The sequence below is a fragment of the Microtetraspora sp. AC03309 genome, assembly GCF_020826795.1.
GTDB classification, from domain to species: domain Bacteria; phylum Actinomycetota; class Actinomycetes; order Streptosporangiales; family Streptosporangiaceae; genus Microtetraspora; species Microtetraspora glauca.
In genome coordinates this window covers 1-657 of record NZ_JADDIL010000331.1, presented here as the reverse complement: position 1 = coordinate 657, position 657 = coordinate 1, and the positions used below count along the sequence as shown (strand labels likewise).

Below are 657 nucleotides of genomic sequence, written 5' to 3'. Positions count from 1 at the left end.
CGGCGGTCAATGTCGACAGCGGAGTGGCCTTGGCTAGCCGTGACGGATGACGTGGCTGACCTTCGGCCGTCCAGCCGAGGCAGGCGACGCTCCCGCCGGTCTGCCGGGTGATACTCCATAATCGAGTGGCCACGGCACGCGCCCGTGCTGGATCAGCGTTCGATCCCCACGCGAACACGATCACGTCATGGCGAGCTGCTTCACGATCGAGGTGTGCATCGTTGTCCGGGCCGATCGGATTGGCCACCTGTGCGAGCAGTCTCGGATCGGTCATCACCGCTGCGCTGAGGTTGAGCAGTGTCACGCCGTCGTAGCCGAACTGCCGGGCAAAGTCCATGTCACGTCTGGTCGTCTGGTCGTCGCGATGCTCGTCAGCATCGGACGGATTCAGGGAGACGAACATCAGGGAGGGGCCCGGTCCCCACCGCCGTGTCAGCCAGTACCGGTACTGGCGATCCGTGGAGAAGAATGCGTCGCCTTCGACGTGTGCCCACCGGGGCAGATGTAGATCCAGTGTCAGCGTCATGACACACCTCACTCCTGACGCAGGTTCGCGTTAAAGGAATTTCGGAAATCGGGGTTGCAGGTGATGCCCTGATGGGCAACGTCGTCAGGCTTGACCTCGGCGACATCAGTGGGGTTGGCATTGCTGCCGCC

1 protein-coding gene is annotated in these 657 nt (G+C 63.0%); it reads right to left on the bottom strand.

Annotated elements, in window-relative coordinates; all coding sequences use genetic code 11:
- Window positions 1-526 (bottom strand): DUF1643 domain-containing protein (locus tag IMZ11_RS43155; RefSeq protein WP_228649430.1); only part of this gene is annotated, 526 nt, incomplete at its 3' end.
- Between the last annotated feature and the right edge of the window lie 131 nt (window positions 527-657).